Annotated in this window: 1 protein-coding gene; it reads right to left on the reverse strand. The window is 42.9% G+C overall.

All coding sequences use genetic code 11. The features are described 5' to 3' along the window. Window positions 1-194: 194 nt before the first annotated feature. Entirely contained in the window at window positions 195-19,607 is a 19,413-nt protein-coding gene (locus D0T08_RS04055) for an Ig-like domain repeat protein (protein ID WP_116981292.1), read from the reverse strand. Window positions 19,608-19,660 lie beyond the last annotated feature (53 nt).

Raw genomic sequence — 19,660 nt, forward strand, 5'->3', positions numbered from 1 at the left:
AACTATCAGCTAATTACACTTTCTTGACACAAGAAAAAAGTAAGATAAGTTAAGATTAGTAAAAGAAATTCGTCTGCAATGTCGTCTGCATTCTTAGAGTGTCATTACACATTATAAAGACAGAATTTAGCAAGATAAAAATCACTAAACTCTGTCTTTTGAATTGCATCAGAAAAAAACGTTACGCTTTCATATCAATTATTGCACCCCTGAATCTGCGCTTTAAAGACACTTCCTTCTCTTGATTCAAATCCCGGATTCAATATAATAGCCTTCCCTGCATTGTATGTTACATTGGCCGGAGAAGTAATCTTGTTATCTGCGTTAATCTGTACGGATGCCTGTTCGGTGACAGTCCCTGTATTAATATCAGCTGTCAGATTCTTTGTTGCTGGGGTAACCGACAAGTATTGCATAGTCGGGTTACTGGCAACCACTTGATTAGAGGAAGCTACCCGAATCAGATATTTCCCGGTTGCTGAAAGATTCTGTGGCAGCTGGCTGGTAATTGTTCCGGCTGCTGTAGTCGTCCCTATCACAACTGGATTAGTAAATCCGCCCGTTGAATCTGATAACTGAATCTTGAAGAGGTTACTTGAATCAAATGAGCCTGTTGTTGCAAAGGTCACATCAACCGTACTGCCTGCACACAAACGGTTGTTAGGAACAGTCGGTGCATGAATCACGGCCATTGTGCCCACCACTGTAAAGGTTGTCACCACAGGACCATAGACTGTACCCCCTACCCGGTTATCCTCTGCATAGCCTGTTACGGTCATAGTATAGGTACCGGGAATCAGATTACGACCATACACATTAACGCCCAGGTTGTCAAAGACCGCATAAGGTTCTACATTCTGTAAGATAGTCCAGTTAATTTCAGGGCCTGTGATGGTTAAATCAACACTGCCGATTGAAATAGTCGGACATATCGGCTTGGCAATAATTGAGACTTGTTCAGGAACCTGCTGGATAACCATGCCATCTTTTAATGAGAACATATTCTGATAAGGGTCTCCTGATTTTACATACTGCAAATCAACTACCTGCACACAAGGGTCTATTCCACTGACAATAACCTGGGTAGTAGCCGTAGCAGAGCAAGCATTGTTAGAAACAGTAACTGTATAGACTCCACCATTATCCGCTATAGCATTGGGGATAACAGGGTTTTGAATCGAACTGGTAAATGAAGCTGGTCCTGCCCAACTATAAGAGGTGCCGCCAGAAGCATTTAATTGAATAGTCTGACCAATAGCATAAGGGCCAGTATTACTAGCCTGAGCATTTGGTGGAGTAACAATTTGCAGACCCGTAACAGCAGCGCTTGCGACACTTGTGCAAGAACCAACTGTACAAGTAGCGCTTATACTATAAGTACCTACACTCGAAAGTGTCATACTTGTACCTGATGCTCCTGTTGACCAGTTAACAGTTCCTGCGCATCCGCTCGCCGTTAAAGTCAACGTACTTGGCGCACAAACTACCTTTGGATTAGGTGCTGTGATGGTTGGCGCACTCGGTTGAGTGACTATTTGTAAGCCTGTTACTGCTGCGCTAGCAACGCTCGTACAAGAGCCAACTGTACAAGTAGCAGAGATAGAATAAGCACCTACAGATGAAAGTGTCAGACTTGTACCTGATGCACTATTCGACCAAGTCACTGTTCCTGTACAACCACTCGCTGTCAATGTTAAAGTATTTGGTGCACAAACTACTTTTGGGTTCGGCGCTGTTATAATTGGTGCTGATGGTTGAGTGACTATTTGTAAGCCTGTTACGGCTGTACTTGCAGGGGAAGTACAACTGCCAACTGTACATGTAGCAGTAATACTATAGGTACCCACACTTGAAAGGGTAAGGCTTGTGCCTGATGCTCCTGTTGACCAGTTAACCGTTCCTGCGCATCCGCTCGCTGTTAAAGTCAATGTACTTGGCGCACAGACCACTTTTGGATTGGGTGTCGTAATCGTTGGAGCACTTGGTTGGCTAACAATTTGTAAACCTGTTATTGCTGTGCTTGCAGGGGAGGTACAACTGCCTACTGTACAAGTAGCGGTAATACTATAAGTACCAACACTTGATAAAACTAAACTTATACCTGTTGAACCATTCGACCAGTTAACTGTTCCTGCACAACCGCTGGCTGTTAAAGTTAAAGTACTTGGTGCGCAGACTACTTTTGGATTCGGTGCGGTAATGGTTGGCGCGCTTGGTTGAGTGACTATTTGCAAACCTGTTACAGTAGTGCTAGGTACACTCGTACAATTGCCTACGGTACAAGTAGCAGAGATAGAATAAGTACCTACAGATGAAAGTGTCAGACTTGTACCTGATGAACTTGTTGACCAAGTCACTGTTCCTGCACAACCGCTGACTGTTAAAGTTAAAGTGCTTGGCGCACACACTACTTTTGGATTAGGTGCGGTAATGGTTGGGGCTGATGGTTGAGTGACTATTTGCAAACCTGTCACTGCAGTACTTGCAGGAGATGTACAACTGCCAACTGTACAAGTAGCTGAGATAGAATAAGTGCCCACACTCGAAAGTATCAGACTTGTGCCCGACGAACTATTTGACCAGTTCACTGTTCCTGCACAACCACTGGCTGTTAAGGTTAAAGTGCTTGGCGCACACACTACTTTTGGATTAGGTGCGGTAATCGTTGGAGCACTCGGTTGAGTGACTATTTGTAAGCCTGTTACGGCCGTACTTGCAGGAGAAGTACAACTACCAACAGTACAAGTAGCAGTTATTGAATAAGTACCGACACTTGAAAGAGTAAGACTTGTACCTGTTGAACCATTCGACCAGTTAACTGTACCTGCACAACCGCTGGCTGTTAAAGTTAAAGTACTTGGTGCGCAGACTACTTTTGGATTCGGTGCTGCGATAATTGGCGAACTCGGTTGAGCGACGATTTGTAAACCTGTTACCTCAGCACTTGCAGGGGAAGTACAACTGCCTACTGTACAAGTAGCTGAAATGCTATATGTTCCCGCACTCGAAAGTGTCAGACTTGTACCAGATGAACTTGTTGACCAAGTCACTGTTCCTGCACAGCCGCTCGCCGTTAAAGTCAATGTACTTGGCGAACAGACTATTTTTGGATTAGGCGCTGTGATGGTTGGCGCACTCGGTTGAGTGACGATTTGTAAGCCTGTTACAGCTGTGCTTGCAGGAGAAATACAACTACCGACAGTACAAGTAGCAGTTATTGAATAAGTGCCTACAGATGAAAGTGTCAGACTTGTACCTGAAGAACCATTTGACCATGTCACTGTCCCTGCGCATCCGCTAGCTGTCAAGAGTAAAGTACTTGGCGCACAAACTACTTTTGGATTCGGTGCTGTGATGGTTGGGGCGGCTGGTTGAGTGACTATTTGCAAACCTGTTACAGCTGTGCTTGCAGGGGATGTACAGCTTCCAACTGTACAAGTAGCTGAAATCGAATAAGTACCAACACTTGATAAAACTAAACTTGTGCCTGTTGCTCCTGTTGACCAGTTAACTGTTCCAGCACATCCACTCGCTGTCAATGTTAAAGTGCTTGGTGCACACACTACTTTTGGACTAGGTACTGTGATAGTTGGTGCGCTCGGCTGAGTGACTATTTGCAAACCTGTTACTGCTGTGCTTGCAGAGGAAGTACAACTGCCAATTGTACATGTAGCAGTTATTGAATAAGTTCCTACACTTGAAAGAGTAAGACTTGTGCCTGTTGCTCCTGTTGACCATGTCACTATTCCTGCACAGCCGCTAGCTGTTAAGGTTAAAGTGCTTGGCGCACACACTACTTTTGGATTAGGTGCGGTAATCGTTGGAGCACTCGGTTGAGTGACTATTTGTAAGCCTGTTACTGCTGTACTATTTACACTTGTACAACTTCCAACTGTACAAGTAGCTGTGATAGAATAAGTGCCCACACTTGAAAGAGTAAGGCTTGTACCTGATGAACCATTCGACCAAGTCACTGTTCCTGCACAGCCGCTGGCTGTCAGTGTTAAAGTACTTGGTGCACACACTACTTTTGGATTAGGTGCTGTGATGATTGGCGCGCTCGGTTGAGAAACTATTTGTAAGCCTGTTACTGCTGTGCTTGCAGGGGAAGTACAAATTCCAACTGTACAAGTAGCTGTAATGCTATATGTGCCTATACTTGAAAGTGTCAGGCTTGTGCCTATTGCGCCTGTTGACCAAGTTACTGTTCCTGCACAGCCACTTCCCGTTAATGTAAGTGTGCCTGGTGCACATACTACTTTTGGATTCGGTGCAGTAATTGTTGGAGCAGACGGTTGATTAACAATTTGTAAGCCTGTCACTGTAGTACTTGCAGGAGAAGTACAATTGCCAACTGTACAAGTAGCAGAAATTGAATAGGTGCCTACACTTGAAAGCATCAGGCTTGTACCTGAAGAGCCATTTGACCAATTGACTCCTCCCCTACATCCGCTAGCGGTTAATATAAGTGTGTTTGGCGAACACACTACTTTTGGATTCGGTGCATTTACTGTGGGGGCTGCTGGTTGAGTGATAATTTGTAGACCAGTCACAGCTGTACTTGAAGGAGAAGTACAACTGCCAACAGTACAAATAGCTGTAATGCTATAAGTACCCACATTTGTAAGTGTGATACTTGTGCCACTTCCACCATTCGACCAGTTTACAGTTCCTGCACAACCACTGGCTGTTAAGGTCAATGTATTTGGTGCACAAACTACTTTTGGATTAGGAGCTGTGATAGTTGGTGCAGACGGCACAGAACTTTCAACAGTTACAGAAGTTGTAGCCGTTGCTGTACATCCATTATCACCAGTTACCGTAACTGTATAGGTTCCTGGAGTACTAATAGTAGCTGTGGCATCGGTACCTAATCCATTTGACCATTGGTAGGTAGGTGTTACCCCGCTCCCATTAGCTGTTCTTGTCACCGAAGCAATATTACATGATAAATTAATATTTCCTGTAATGATAACCGTTGGTGGTGCTACAATTTGTAATCCTGTTACTGCCTGACTTGTAAGAGAAGTACAAGTTCCCACCGTACAGGTTGCTGTAATGCTATAAGTTCCTACACTTGAAAGTGTAATACTTGTGCCACTTCCACCATTCGACCAGTTTACTGTGCCTGCACATCCACTGGCTGTTAAAGTCAATGTATTTGGTGCACATACTACTTTTGAATTAAGGGCTGTAATGGTTGGCGTAGATGGTTGAGCAACAATTTGCAAACCTGTTACAGCCTGACTTACAGGGGATATACAACTGCCCACTGTACAAGTGGCTGTAATACTATAAGTTCCCACCGAAGAAAGCGTGAGACTTGTACCACTTCCACCATTCGACCAGTTGACAGTTCCACCACATCCACTAGCTGTTAAAGTTAAGGTGCCTGGTGAACATACTACTTTTGGATTGGGGGCGGTAATGGTTGGTGCAGACGGTTGGGTAAAAATCTGCAAATCCGTAACTGCTAAACTTGCTGGAGATGTACAACTGTCCACTGTACAAGTTGCTGTAATACTATAAGTTCCCACCGATGAAAGTGTCAGACTTGTGCCACTTCCACCATTCGACCAGTTCACTGTTCCTCCACAACCGCTCGCTGTCAAAGTCAATGTATTTGGTGCACACACTACTTTTGAATTAGGAGTTGTAATGGTTGGCGCAGATGGTTGTGAAATAATCTGTAGACCTGTCACTGCAGTACTTGCAGGGGAAGTACAACTACCTACTGTACAAGTTGCTGTGATGCTATAAGTTCCAACTGATGAAAGTGTGATACTTGTGCCACTTCCACCATTCGACCAGTTTACAGTTCCTCCACAGCCACTGGCTGTTAAAGTTAATGTATTTGGCGCACATACTACTTTTGGATTAGGGGCAGTTATGTTTGGTGCTGATGGTTGATTAACAATCTGTAAACCTGTTACAGCATTGCTAGATGGAGAAGTGCAACTTCCCAATGTACAGGTCGCCGTAATGCTATAAGTACCTACACTTGAAAGTGTGATACTTGTGCCACTTCCGCCATTCGACCAGTTTACAATTCCACCACATCCACTGGCAGTTAAAGTCAATGTATTAGGTGCACAAACTACTTTTGGTGTTGGTGCCGTAATGGTTGGCGCAGATGGTTGAGCAATAATCTGCAGACCTGTTACAGTCTGACTTATCGAAGATGTACAACTACTTACTGTACAGGTTGCTGAAATACTATAAGTACCTAAGCTTGATAAAACTAAACTTGTTGCTGCTGCTCCTGTTGACCAGTTCACAGTTCCTGCACAGCCGCTTGCTGTCAGCGTTAAAGTGTTTGGTGCACAGACTACTTTTGGATTCGGCGCGGTAATGGTTGGAGCAGATGGTTGAGTGACTATTTGCAAACCTGTTATAACACTACTAGCAACACTCGTACAAGAACCAACTGTACAAGTAGCAGAGATAGAATAAGTGCCTACGCTTGAAAGAGTCAAACCTGTACCTGATGCTCCTGTTGACCAATTAACAGTTCCTGCGCATCCGCTCGCCGTTAAAGTCAACGTACTTGGCGCACAAACTACTTTTGGATTAGGCGCTGTAATCGTAGGTGCACTCGGTTGAGTGACTATTTGCAAACCTGTTACAGCTGTGCTTGCAGGGGATGTACAACTGCCAACTGTACAAGTAGCAGTTATTGAATAAGTACCGACACTTGAAAGAGTAAGGCTTGTACCTGATGAACCATTAGACCAAGTCACTGTTCCTGCACAACCGCTGGCTGTTAAGGTTAAAGTGCTTGGCGCACACACTACTTTTGGATTAGGCGCTGTAATCGTTGGGGCGGATGGCTGACTTACAATTTGCAAGCCTGTGATTGTTTCACTAGGTACGCTTGTACAACTTCCGACCGTACAAGTAGCTGAAATGCTATATGTTCCCACACTCGAAAGCGTCAGACTCGTGCCCGATGAGCTATTCGACCAAGTTACTGTTCCTGCACAGCCGCTCGCCGTTAAAGTCAATGTACTTGGCGCACATACTACTTTTGGATTTGGTGCTGTAATCGTTGGGGCACTTGGTTGATTGACTATTTGCAAACCTGTTACGGCCGTGCTAGCTACACTTGTACAAGAACCAACAGTACAAGTAGCAGAGATAGAATAAGTGCCTACACTTGAGAGGCTTAGGCTTGTACCTGATGACCCATTCGACCAATTAACTGTCCCTGCACAACCACTGGCTGTCAGTGTTAAAGTACTTGGTGCACACACTACTTTTGGATTGGGTGCTGTGATAGTCGGGGCTAATGGTTGACTTACTATTTGCAAACCTGTTACGGTCGTACTAGCTATACTCGTACAACTTCCAACTGTACATGTAGCAGTAATACTATAGGTACCCACACTTGAAAGGGTAAGGCTTGAACCTGATGCACCTGTTGACCAATTCACTGCTCCTGCACAGCCGCTAGCCTTTAAAGTCAATGTACTTGGTGCACACACTACTTTTGGGTTCGGCGCTGTTATAATTGGTGCTGATGGTTGAGTGACTATTTGTAAGCCTGTTACGGCTGTACTTGCAGGGGAAGTACAACTGCCAACTGTACAAGTAGCGGTAATACTATAAGTACCAACACTTGATAAAACTAAACTTGTACCTGTTGAACCATTCGACCAGTTAACTGTTCCTGTACAACCGCTGGCTATTAAAGTCAAAGTGCTTGGTGCGCAAACTACTTTTGGATTAGGTGCTGTAATTGTTGGTGCTGATGGTTGACTTAAGATTTGTAAGCCTGTCACAACTGCGCTTGCAGGAGAAGTACAATTGCCAACTGTACAAGTAGCAGTGATAGAATAAGTGCCTACGCTAGAAAGTGTCAGACTTATGCCTGATGAACCATTCGACCAAGTCACTGTTCCTGCACAACCACTGGCTGTTAAGGTTAAAGTACCTGGCGCACACACTACTTTTGGATTAGGCGCTGTGATGGTTGGCGCACTCGGTTGAGTGACTATTTGTAAGCCTGTTACTGCTGCGCTAGCAGGGGAAGTACAACTTCCAACTGTACAAGTAGCTGAAATGCTATATGTTCCCACACTCGAAAGTGTCAGACTTATGCCTGATGAACCATTCGACCAAGCCACTGTTCCTGCACAACCACTGGCTGTTAAGGTTAAAGTACCTGGCGCACACACTACTTTTGGATTAGGTGAGGTAACTGTTGGCGCGCTCGGTTGAGTAACTATTTGCAAACCTGTTACTGCTGAGCTTGCAGGGGAAGTACAAATTCCAACTGTACAAGTAGCAGTTATTGAATAAGTGCCCACACTCGAAAGTGTCAGACTTGTGCCAGACGAACCATTTGACCAAGTAACTGTTCCTGCACAACCGCTGGCTGTTAAGGTTAAAGTGCTTGGCGCACATACTACTTTTGGATTAGGCGCTGTAATCGTAGGTGCACTCGGTTGAGTGACTATTTGCAAACCTGTTACTGCCGTGCTAGCTACACTTGCACAAGAACCAACAGTACAAGTAGCAGAGATAGAATAAGTCCCTACAGATGAAAGTGTCAGACTTGTACCTGATGAACCATTCGACCAGTTCACTGTTCCTGCACAACCGCTGGCTATTAAAGTCAAAGTGCCTGGTGAGCAAACTACTTTTGGATTAGGTGCGGTAATGGTTGGAGCAGATGGTTGGCTAACGATTTGTAAGTCTGTTACGGCCGTACTTGCAGGAGAAGTACAACTGCCAACCGTACAAGTAGCAGTTATTGAATAAGTGCCTACACTCGAAAGTGTAAGACTTGTACCTGATGAACCATTTGACCAATTAACTGTTCCTGCACAACCGCTGGCTGTTAAGGTTAAAGTGCCTGGTGCGCAGACTACTTTTGGATTAGGCGCTGTGATGGTTGGTGCATCAGGAACGGTGCTCTCAACAGTAACTGAAGTTGTGGCAATAGCTGTGCAATTATTGGCGCCTGTTACAGTAACAGTATAAGTACCCGCAGAGGTAATAGTAGCTATGGCATTAGTACCCAAACCATTTGACCATTGATAAGTTAGCAATATGCCACTCCCACTAGCAGTTCTGGTTACAGAAGCAGTAGTACAAGATAAGTTAATATTCCCTGAAATAGTGACAGTTGGCGGTGTAACGATTTGTAAACCTGTCACTGTTGGACTGGATACACTTGTGCAAGAACCAACTGTACAAGTAGCAGAGATGGAATAAGTGCCTACACTTGAAAGTGTCAGACTTGTACCTATCGCACCTGTTGACCAGTTAACTGTTCCTGCGCATCCGCTGGCTGTCAAGGTTAAAGTACTTGGCGAGCACACTACTTTTAGATTAGGCGCTGTAATCGTTGGTGCACTTGGTTGAGTGACAATCTGTAAGCCTGCGACAGTTGTGCTTGCAGGGGATGTGCAACTGCCAATCGTACAAGTAGCAATTATCGAATAAGTATCGACATTTGAAAGGGTCAGACTTGTGCCTGATGCTCCTGTTGACCAATTCACTGTGCCTGCACAACCGCTCGCTGTCAATGTTAAAATATTTGGTGCACAAACTACTTTTGGATTCGGTGATGTAATTGTCGGTGCTGATGGTTGAGTTATGATTTGCAAACCTGTCACTGTTGCGCTTGCAGGAGATGTACAACCACCAACTGTGCAAGTAGCTGAGATTGAATAAGTTCCCACACTAGAGAGCGTCAGGCTTGTGCCTGATGAGCCTGTTGACCAGTTAACTGTTCCTGCGCATCCGCTGGCTGTAAGCGTTAAAGTGCTTGGCGCACACACTACTTTTGAATTAGGCGCGGTGATAATTGGTGCTGATGGTTGGGTTACGATTTGTAAACCTGTTACTGCTGCGCTCGCATCGGAAGTACAACTGCCAACTGTACAGGTTGCCGTAATAGAATAAGTTCCTACACTTGAAAGCGCCAAACTTGTACCAGTTGCGCCTGTTAACCAAGTGACTGTTCCTGCACAGCCACTTGCTATTAATGTTAAAGTACTTGGCGCACACACCACTTTTGGATTCGGTGCTGTGATTGTCGGTGCTGATAGTTGAGTGATGATTTGCAAACCTATCACTGCGGTACTTGCGGGGGAAGTACAGCTACCAACTGTACAGGTTGCCGTAATAGAATAAGTGCCTACACTTGAAAGCGCCAAACTTGTACCAGTTGCACCTGTTGACCAAGTGACTGTTCCTGCACAGCCACTTGCTATTAATGTTAAAGTACTTGGCGCACACACCACTTTTGGATTCGGTGCTGTGATGGTTGGGGCAGACGGCATTGAACTTTCAACAATTACTGAAGTTGTAGCCGTTGCTGTACAGCCATTATCACCAGTTACCGTAACTGTATATGTACCAGCAGAGGTAATAGTAGCTGTGGCATCAGTACCTAAGCCATTTGACCATTGATAAGCAGGTGATGCCCCACTCCCACTGGCAGTTCTGGTTACAGAAGCAGTATTACAAGATAAGTTAATATTCCCTGTAATACTGACTGTTGGAGGTACTACAATTTGTAAGCCTGTCACTGTTGGACTGGATACACTTGTGCAAGAACCAACTGTACAAGTAGCAGAGATGGAATAAGTGCCTACACTTGAAAGTGTCAGAATTGTACCTGTCGCACCTGTTGACCAGTTAACTGTTCCTGCACAGCCACTCGCAGTTAAAACTAAAGTGCTTGGTGAACAAACTACTTTTGTAGTAGGTGCATTGATTGTTGGGGCAGATGGTTGAGTTACAATCTGCAAACCTGTTAATGCTATACTCGCAGGGGAAGTACAATTTTCAACCGTGCAAGTAGCAGATATTGAATAAGTACCTATACTTGAAAGTGTCAGACTTGTACCTGTTGAACCTGTTGACCATGTTACTGCCCCTGCACATCCACTGGCTGTTAAGGTCAAAGTGCTTGGAGCACAGACTACTTTTGGATTGGGTGCTGTGATGGTTGGTGCTGATGGTTGACTTATAACCTGCAAACCTGTTACTGCTGTGCTTGCAGGAGAAGTGCAACTTCCGACTGTACAAGTAGCTGAGATAGTATAAGTACCCACACTTGAAACAGTCAGGCTTGTGCCTGTTGAATTATTTGTCCAGATAACCGTTCCTGCACAGCCACTCGCAGTTAAAACTAAAGTGCTTGGTGAACAAACCACTTTTGTAGTAGGGGCTGTAACTGTTGGTGCATTCGGTACTGAACTTTCAACGGTTACCGAGGTGGTGGCGGTCGCTGTGCAATTATTAGCTTCTGTCACAATAACTGTGTAAGTGCCTGGTGAGGTAATAGTAGCTAAAGCATTAGTTCCTAACCCATCTGACCATTGATAAGTAGGTGATACTCCGCTGCCATTAGCAGTTCGAGTCACTGAAGTAGTATTACAAGATAAATTAATATTTCCTGTAATGCTAACAGTTGGAGGTGCAACAATTTGCAAACCTGTCACTGCTGAACTAGGCACACTCGTACAACTTCCAACTGTACAAGTAGCTGAGATGGCATAAGTACCTACAATTGAAAGAGTAAGACTTGTGCCCGATGAACCATTCGACCAATCCACTGTTCCGGCACAACCGCTGGCTGTCAAAGTTAAAGTGCTTGGTGAACAAACTACTTTTTGATTCGGTGCTGTAATGGTTGGCGCGCTCGGTTGATTGACTATTTGCAGACCTGTTACTGCTGCGCTTGCAGGAGAAGTACAAGAACCAACTGTACAAGTAGCTGTAATACTATATGTGCCAACACTTGAAAGAGTCAAACTTGTACCTAATGAACCATTTGACCAAGTGACTGTTCCTGCACAACCGCTAGCTGTTAAAGTCAAGCTGCTTGGCGCACATACTACCTTTGGATTAGGCGCTGTGATAGTTGGTGCACTTGGTTGTGTTACGATTTGTAATCCTGTTACGGCTGCGCTTGCAGGGGATGTACAACTTCCAACTGTACAAGTAGCAGAGATAGAATAAGTGCCTACACTAGAAAGCGTCAGGCTTGTGCCAGATGAACCTGTTGACCAAGTAACTGTTCCTGCGCATCCGCTGGCTGTAAGCGTTAAAGTACTTGGTGCACACACTACTTTTGGATTCGGTGCTGTAATTGTCGGTACTGATGGTTGAGTGATGATTTGCAAACCTGTTACTGCTGTGCTTGCAGGAGATGTACAACCGCCAACTGTGCAAGTAGCTGAGATTGAATAAGTTCCCACACTTGATAGGGTTAAAATCGTACCTGAAGAACCATTTGACCAGTTTACTGCTCCTGCACAACCGCTGGCTGTTAAGGTTAAAGTACTTGGCGCACACACTACTTTTGGATTCGGTGCTGTGATGGTTGGTGCTGACGGCTGAGTTACAATTTGCAAACCTGTGATTGTTTCACTAGGTACGCTTGTACAACTTCCGACCGTACAAGTGGCAGATATTGAATAAGTACCTACGCTTGAAATTGTCAGACTTGTGCCTGATGAACCAGTTGACCAAGTAACTGTTCCTGCACAGCCGCTGGCTGTTAAGGTTAAAGTGCTTGGTGCACATACAGTCAATGAATTTGATGCTGTAATTGTTGGGGCTGATGGCGTACTAACAGTTACCTGACTGGTAGCTGCTCTGCCACTCTCACAACTCCCATCTTTACAACTGGCATAATAAGTAGTATTTACTATTGGACTTTGCGTTAGACCTGAACCTGTTCCAATTTCAGAGCCCCCTGTTGCTTGGTTATACCAGGTTATTATTCCGGTGGCACAAGAGGCAGTCAGGTTTATGCTTGACCCACTGCAAATATTGGCATTATCAACAGATACATCAGTTGGATTTACACAATTTATAACTTGCAAAAGTTCATTTGATGTACCGGTCTCATAAGTACCATTTCCGCTATACTCTGCTGTAATTGAATGAGTACCTGCCAGTAATGTATTTGTGGTAAAAGTGGCCACGCCATTACTTAAAGTAGCTGTGCCCAAAGTTGTATTCCCCTCTTTAAAAATAACTGTACCTGTAGCAGCGCTCGGCGATAAGGTTGCCATAAACTGAACATTGGCTCCTACACTGGCAGGGTTGCTGTCTGAAGTGAGGATTATGGTAGTTGGAATATTAATATCAGAATAATTTGCGAGAAAAAATTCTGTAAGACCCGCTGCTTTCAATTCATTACTACCTGTAGCTGTGGGTGTATTAAAATCAGATATACCTGAAAAACTTCCGCTTACATAAATATTAGTCCCTGAGGCAGTAATACCCCAGCCATAATCATTACCTGTACTACCTGATCTTTTAGCCCATTGAAAAACACCACTATCATTATATTTAGCAACAAAAACATCACTACCCGAAACACTCGTAATTTCATTGCTTCCATCAGCAGATGGCGTATTAAAGTTAGCTGTACCTCTAAAATTTCCGGACATATAAATATTATCGCCTGAGGTAGTAATTGCATACCCTACATCATTACTTGTATCTCCTGCTCTTTTAGCCCATTGTATAATACCAGAAGGATTATATTTTGCAATAAAGGCGTCTTGCCCTCCAATACTAGTAATCTCATTGCTTCCAGCAGCCGATGGCGTATTAAAATTAGCAGTTGAAAGAAAATAGCCTGTTAAATAAATATCTGTGCCAGACCACACTATAGCACTGCTAACATCGTCAGAACTACCACCTGCTCTTTTAAGCCATTGTAAATTACCCGAAGAACTGTACTTTGCAACAAAAACATCATACCCTCCATCACTTATCAATTCATTGCTACCAGAAGCCGATGGTGTATTAAAATTGGCAGTTTCACTGAATATACCAGTAAAATATATCTCTGTATCTGAAGCAGCTAACGCATAACCTTCATCGGCATTTAGGCCTCCGGCTCTTTTAGCCCATTGAAAAGCACCTGAATTAGTATATTTAGCTATAAATATATCAGACCCACCACTACTAGTCAGCTCATTACTACCAGAGGTCGATGGTGTATTAAAATTGATAGTTCCGTTAAAATTACCCCCTATATACACATCAGAGCCCAATACTGTTATAGCACTCCCCATATCATAGCCTCCTCCACCAGTTCTTTTTACCCACTGGATATCACCTGAAGCATTGTATTTGGCAATAAAGATATCATTATTCCCAGCACTTGAAATCTCATTACTACCTGATGCTGAAGGTGTATTAAAATTGGCAGTTCCAGCAAAATACCCAATAATATATACGTCTGTACCCGCTACTGCTATATTTATTCCTGCGTCATTGCCATTGCCACCCGCTCTTTTAGCCCATTGCAACACACCAGCAGCATTATATTTGGCAAGTAATATATCATTTCCTCCATCACTTCTTAGCGTTGTGCCGCCTAATGTAAGAGTCTCCGAAAAAATACCGGTTATATACACATTTCCGGAAGCGTCTGTTGCACTATTAAAGGATGATGCAGTTCCATTAGTTTTAAGATTGGCTGATTGCCTGATAAAACCAAGATTTGGTGCTGTAAGTGCATTTACCTCTTGCGAAACCGTACTCGAAATACTGGCAGCATAGGTATCATCACCGTTATACCCGGCTGTAATACTATGTGTACCTACCGGGAGTAAAGTTGTATTGAATTTTGCCACGCCACTACTCAATGTAGCTGAGCCTATGGTAGTCGCACCATTTTTAAAGGTAATAGTGCCTGTAGCCGAGGATGGTAAAACTGTGGCTGTTAATTGTACATTGGCACCTACACTGGCGGGGTTGTTGTTAGAGGTGAGGGTAGTAGTGCTTGGTGAAGCTGAAATATCATATTTCACTAAAAAGGATTCATAAAAGCTTACTCCACGTAGCCGATCCCTGCCTACACCATCTAGGTTATAAAAAGCAATACCGGTATTAAAGGTGCCAACTATGTATAAATCATTGCCTGATACTACCATATCCTCCTGATGAGAGGATCCCCCCCCAATTCTTTTTATCTTTTGTAAATCTCCGGAATGATTATATTCTGCCAAAAACATATCGGATAAACCAAATAAAAACTCATTGATACCTGTAGCTGATGGTGTGTTAAAGTTGGCTAAAGAACTACCAATTCCTATCTGATAGATAGTTGTATTTGTTAAAGCTATATTAGTACTGGCATCAATGCCTGTTCCTCCGAATCTTTTTAACCATTGTATACTACCTGTATTGCTGTATTTAGCGATAAATCCATCGCTGTCCCCTGCACTTACCAACTCATTACTCCCACTGGCAGAGGGTGTATTGAAATTGGCTGTACCATTGAAAAGGCCTGTTATGTATACATCGTTATTATATACTGCAATAGCGGAAATACGATCAGTTGCTGTTCCTCCTCCTCTTCTGACCCACTGAATGTCGCCGGAGGTCGTAAAATTAGCTATGAATATATCGTCGTTTCCGGCACTGGTAATCTCATTACTACCACTGGATGACGGCGTATTAAAATTATTTGACCCCTGAAAAACACCTGCAATATAAACATTAGTGCCTGATACAGCTATTGATGTACTGCTGTTATAAGTGCTTGTACTTGCTCCTCTTCTTGCCCACTGGAAATCACCTGAGCTATTATATTTTGCCAGAAAACAATTTGAACCTCCTGAATTGATTAACTCGTTACTACCCGTTGCCGAAGGATTATTAAAATTAGATTTTGCCTGCATTATACCTGATACATAGATATCACTCCCGGAAATGGCCAGTCCACTGGCCTCTTCCCCGGCAGTTCCACCAGCTCTTTTTGCCCATTGAAAATTACCTGAATCATCAAATTTCGCGACAAAGGCATCAGAAGAACCAGCACTTATAATTTCATTACTTCCGGATGCAGATGGTGTATTAAAATTGGCCGTGTTAAAAAATATTCCTACTATATAAACATAGCTGCCAGATACCGCCACATTAACCCCCTGATCATTTCCTGTCCCTCCGGCTCGTTTTGCCCACAAGACTGTGCCTGAGGCATTATATTTAACAAGAAAAATGTCTTCGCCTCCTACACTCGTCAGGGTTGTAGTGCCAAAATTAACTATCTCTTTAAAATAACCTGTCTTATATACATTACCCAAGGCATCTGTAGCTACTGATTCTGCATAAGTGGAACTACCAGAAGAAATACCTGCTGACTGCCGGATCAAAGTCAGCCTAGGAGTGTTTAATGCATTAACAACCTGTGAAAGAGCATTTGATGTACTAGCTGCATAACTACCATCTCCTGCGTATTCAGCAGTGATGTTATGAGTTCCCACAGTTAGTAAATCTGTATTGAATTTAGCCACTCCACTACTTAAGGTAGCTGTGCCTAGCGTAGTACTCCCCTCTTTAAATGTTACTGTACCTGTAGCTCCGCTTGGTGTTAATGTAGCAGTGAGTTGCACATTAGCACCCAAGCTCGCGGAGTTGTTGTTGGAAGTAAGGGTGGTGGTGGTAGTGGTTTCTGAAATATCATATTTAGCCAAAAAGCCATTTGAACTACCTGCTGCTACTAACTGATTACTACCTGGATTTGCCGGAGTATTAAAGTTGGCAGTATCACTAAAGAGCCCGGCGATATATATATTATTACCTGAACCAACAATCCCATAAGGATTATCATATTCAGTTCCCCCCGCTCTTTTCAACCAGATAACTTCTCCGGAGTTATTATATCTGGCAATAACAATATCTGCAGAACCTGCACTTATAATCTCATAAATTCCATTTATATAGGGAGTACTGAAATTTCCTGAATATTGGAAAAAACCTAAAACATATACATTGTTATTTACAATGGCAATATCATAGCCACTATCATATGCACTTCCTCCACCTCTTTTTACCCATTGCAGCTCTCCAGAGGTATCATATCTGGCCACAAATATATCAGTATTACCATTGCACGTTAAGATATTGGTGGTAGAATTACCAGAGGTATTAAAATCTGCTACCACACTGAATGAACCTGTAACATACAGCTCAGTATCTGATACTGCAATACCTCTACCTATATCCTCTCCTGTTCCACCTGCCTTTTTAACCCATTGCAATTCGCCCGAGGAATTGTATCTGGCAATAAATATATCAGCACTTCCTGCACTTGTAAGAATATTAGCAGCAGTATTTCCTGTTGTATTAAAATCAGATGTACCATAGAAATGCCCTGTAATATATACATCAGTACCAGATATTGTTATATCTGTACTAGTTTGAACACCCAATCCACCTGCTTTTTTAACCCATTGTAACTCTCCTGAAGAATTGTATCGGGCAATAAATATATCATTAAACCCTCCACTCGTAAGAATATTACCAGCAGCATTTCCTGTTGTATTGAAATCAGACGTACCAAGAAACTCGCCTGTTATATACAAATCATTACCTAATACGGCGATACTCTTTGATGATTCGCTACTTGTGCCACCTGCTTTTTTAACCCAGATAAAATTACCATCACCATCATATTTGGCAAGAAAGATGTCGGTTGAACCTGCTGAGATGATTTCATTAGTACCAATGGCTGATGGCGTATTAAAATTTGCAGTGCCATTAAATATACCAGTTATATATACGTCGTTGCCTGATATTGCAATACTATTTCCATTGTCATTAGCTGTACCTCCGGCTCTTTTAGCCCACTGAAACACCCCTGCAGCATTGTATTTAGCAATAAATATATCTTCTTCTCCTGCAGATTGCAATATAGTATTGCCAAAGGTAAGTGTTCCATTAAAAAGGCCCGTTACATAAACATTACCTGTTGCATCCGTGGTTGTATGTTTATTAGTTGAAGCACCTGTGCTAGCCGTCTGCCGGATAAAACTTAGCTTTGGCTCTGTCAGAGCAATTACTTCTACCGATAAACCACTTGATTTACTGGCAATATGATTAGTATCAGCTACATATTCAGCCGTAATGGTATGTGTACCTAAATCGAATCCGTTTACATTGAATCTTGCATATCCAAGACCATCCAGAGTGCCTGCCCCTAACAAAGTATTGCCTTCTTTAAAGTTGACGGTCCCTGTTGCACTACTTGGCACTACCTGAGCCGTAAACTGCACATTACTCCCGACACTGGATGAATTGTTACCTGTGGTTATTGCAGTAGTAGTTGAGGTTAAATCTTTGTATTTTGCCAGAAAGAATTCTTTAGCGCCAACCGCTGTCAGTTCATTAGTCCCGGTGGTAGAAGGAGTATTAAAATTGGCAGTTTCGGTAAAATATCCGGTAAAATAGAAATAGGTATCAGATGCCACAATGGCATTCCCGAAATCTTCCCCTAATCCCCCTGCTCTGTTAGCCCATTGAAAAACACCACTGGTATTATATTTAGCAAAAAAAATATCACTGCTAACAGCAGTAATTTCATTGCTTCCACTGGCAGACGGGGTATTAAAATTGGCAGTTTCATTAAAACGACCTGTGATAAATATATTCGTACCAGCTGTGCTGATGCCGTAACATTCATCATCAAATCTTCCTCCGGCTCTTCGTGCCCATTGTATGACACCTGATGAATTATATTTAGCTACAAAAACATCTGACCCTCCACTACTTACAATCTCATTGCTTCCTGAAGCAGATGGCGTATTAAAATTAGCTGTATTGTTAAATATACCCACTATATATATATCGCTTCCCCGTATCGCTATATCAGAACTTTTATCTTCATTCGCCCCTCCTGCTCTTCGTACCCATTGCAATGCGCCTGATAGATTATACTTAGCAATAAAAATATCAAAACTCCCGGCACTTGTAATCTCGTTGCTCCCACTAGTAGAAGGTGAATTAAAGTTAGCCGTACCTGCAAAAGTGCCTGTGATATAGACGTCAGTATTATTTAATACAATATTATTGCCAGAATCATGAGATGTTCCCCCCGCTCTCCTACTCCATTGATAAACCCCTTCCGCACTAAATTTAGCAACAAATACATCTAGCCCCCCTCCACTTACAAGTTCGTTACTTCCGGTAGCAGATGGTGTATTAAAGTTGGCTGTAAGAATAAAATCACCTGTTATAAAAACATCCTGTCTGGAGGCAGATATAGCTACTCCTCTACTTAAATCCTGTCCACTCCCACCTGCTCTTTTTATCCATACTAATTCACCGCTAGTATTATATTTGCCAAGAAAAATATCCGTTGATCCGGCACTGACAATCTCATTACTACCAATAGCAGATGGAGTATTAAAATTGGCCGTTCCGTTAAATTCGCCTGATACATATATATCCAGGCCTGATACCGCAATATCATTTGCTTTATCAACTCCCGTTCCTCCTGCCCTTTTAGCCCATTGAAAGTTACCCGAAGCATCATATTTAACAATAAAAATATCTTCTGCACCAGCACTTGTCAGTGTTGTGGTTCCAAAAGTAGCTGTACCCTTAAAGTATCCTACCTGATAAACATTATCACCGGCATCAATACCTATAGATTTCGCAACCACTTCATCCGAAGAAGAACCAGCGGTAGATTGCCGGATAAAATTTAAAGTTTGGGCAGATGTTTTATCAATTGCACAAATCCAGAGTATTATCAGCAAAAATAATTTTACACTAAATCCTATCTGCTTTTTTACAAAGAATGGCAATAACCGGGTAGTAAAAAATACTTTTTTCATGGGGGTAGAGATTTTATTCAATAGCTGTATTGTGAGTATAAATAATAGAGAGG

It is taken from the genome of Emticicia sp. C21 (assembly GCF_003418935.1).
GTDB lineage: Bacteria > Bacteroidota > Bacteroidia > Cytophagales > Spirosomataceae > Emticicia.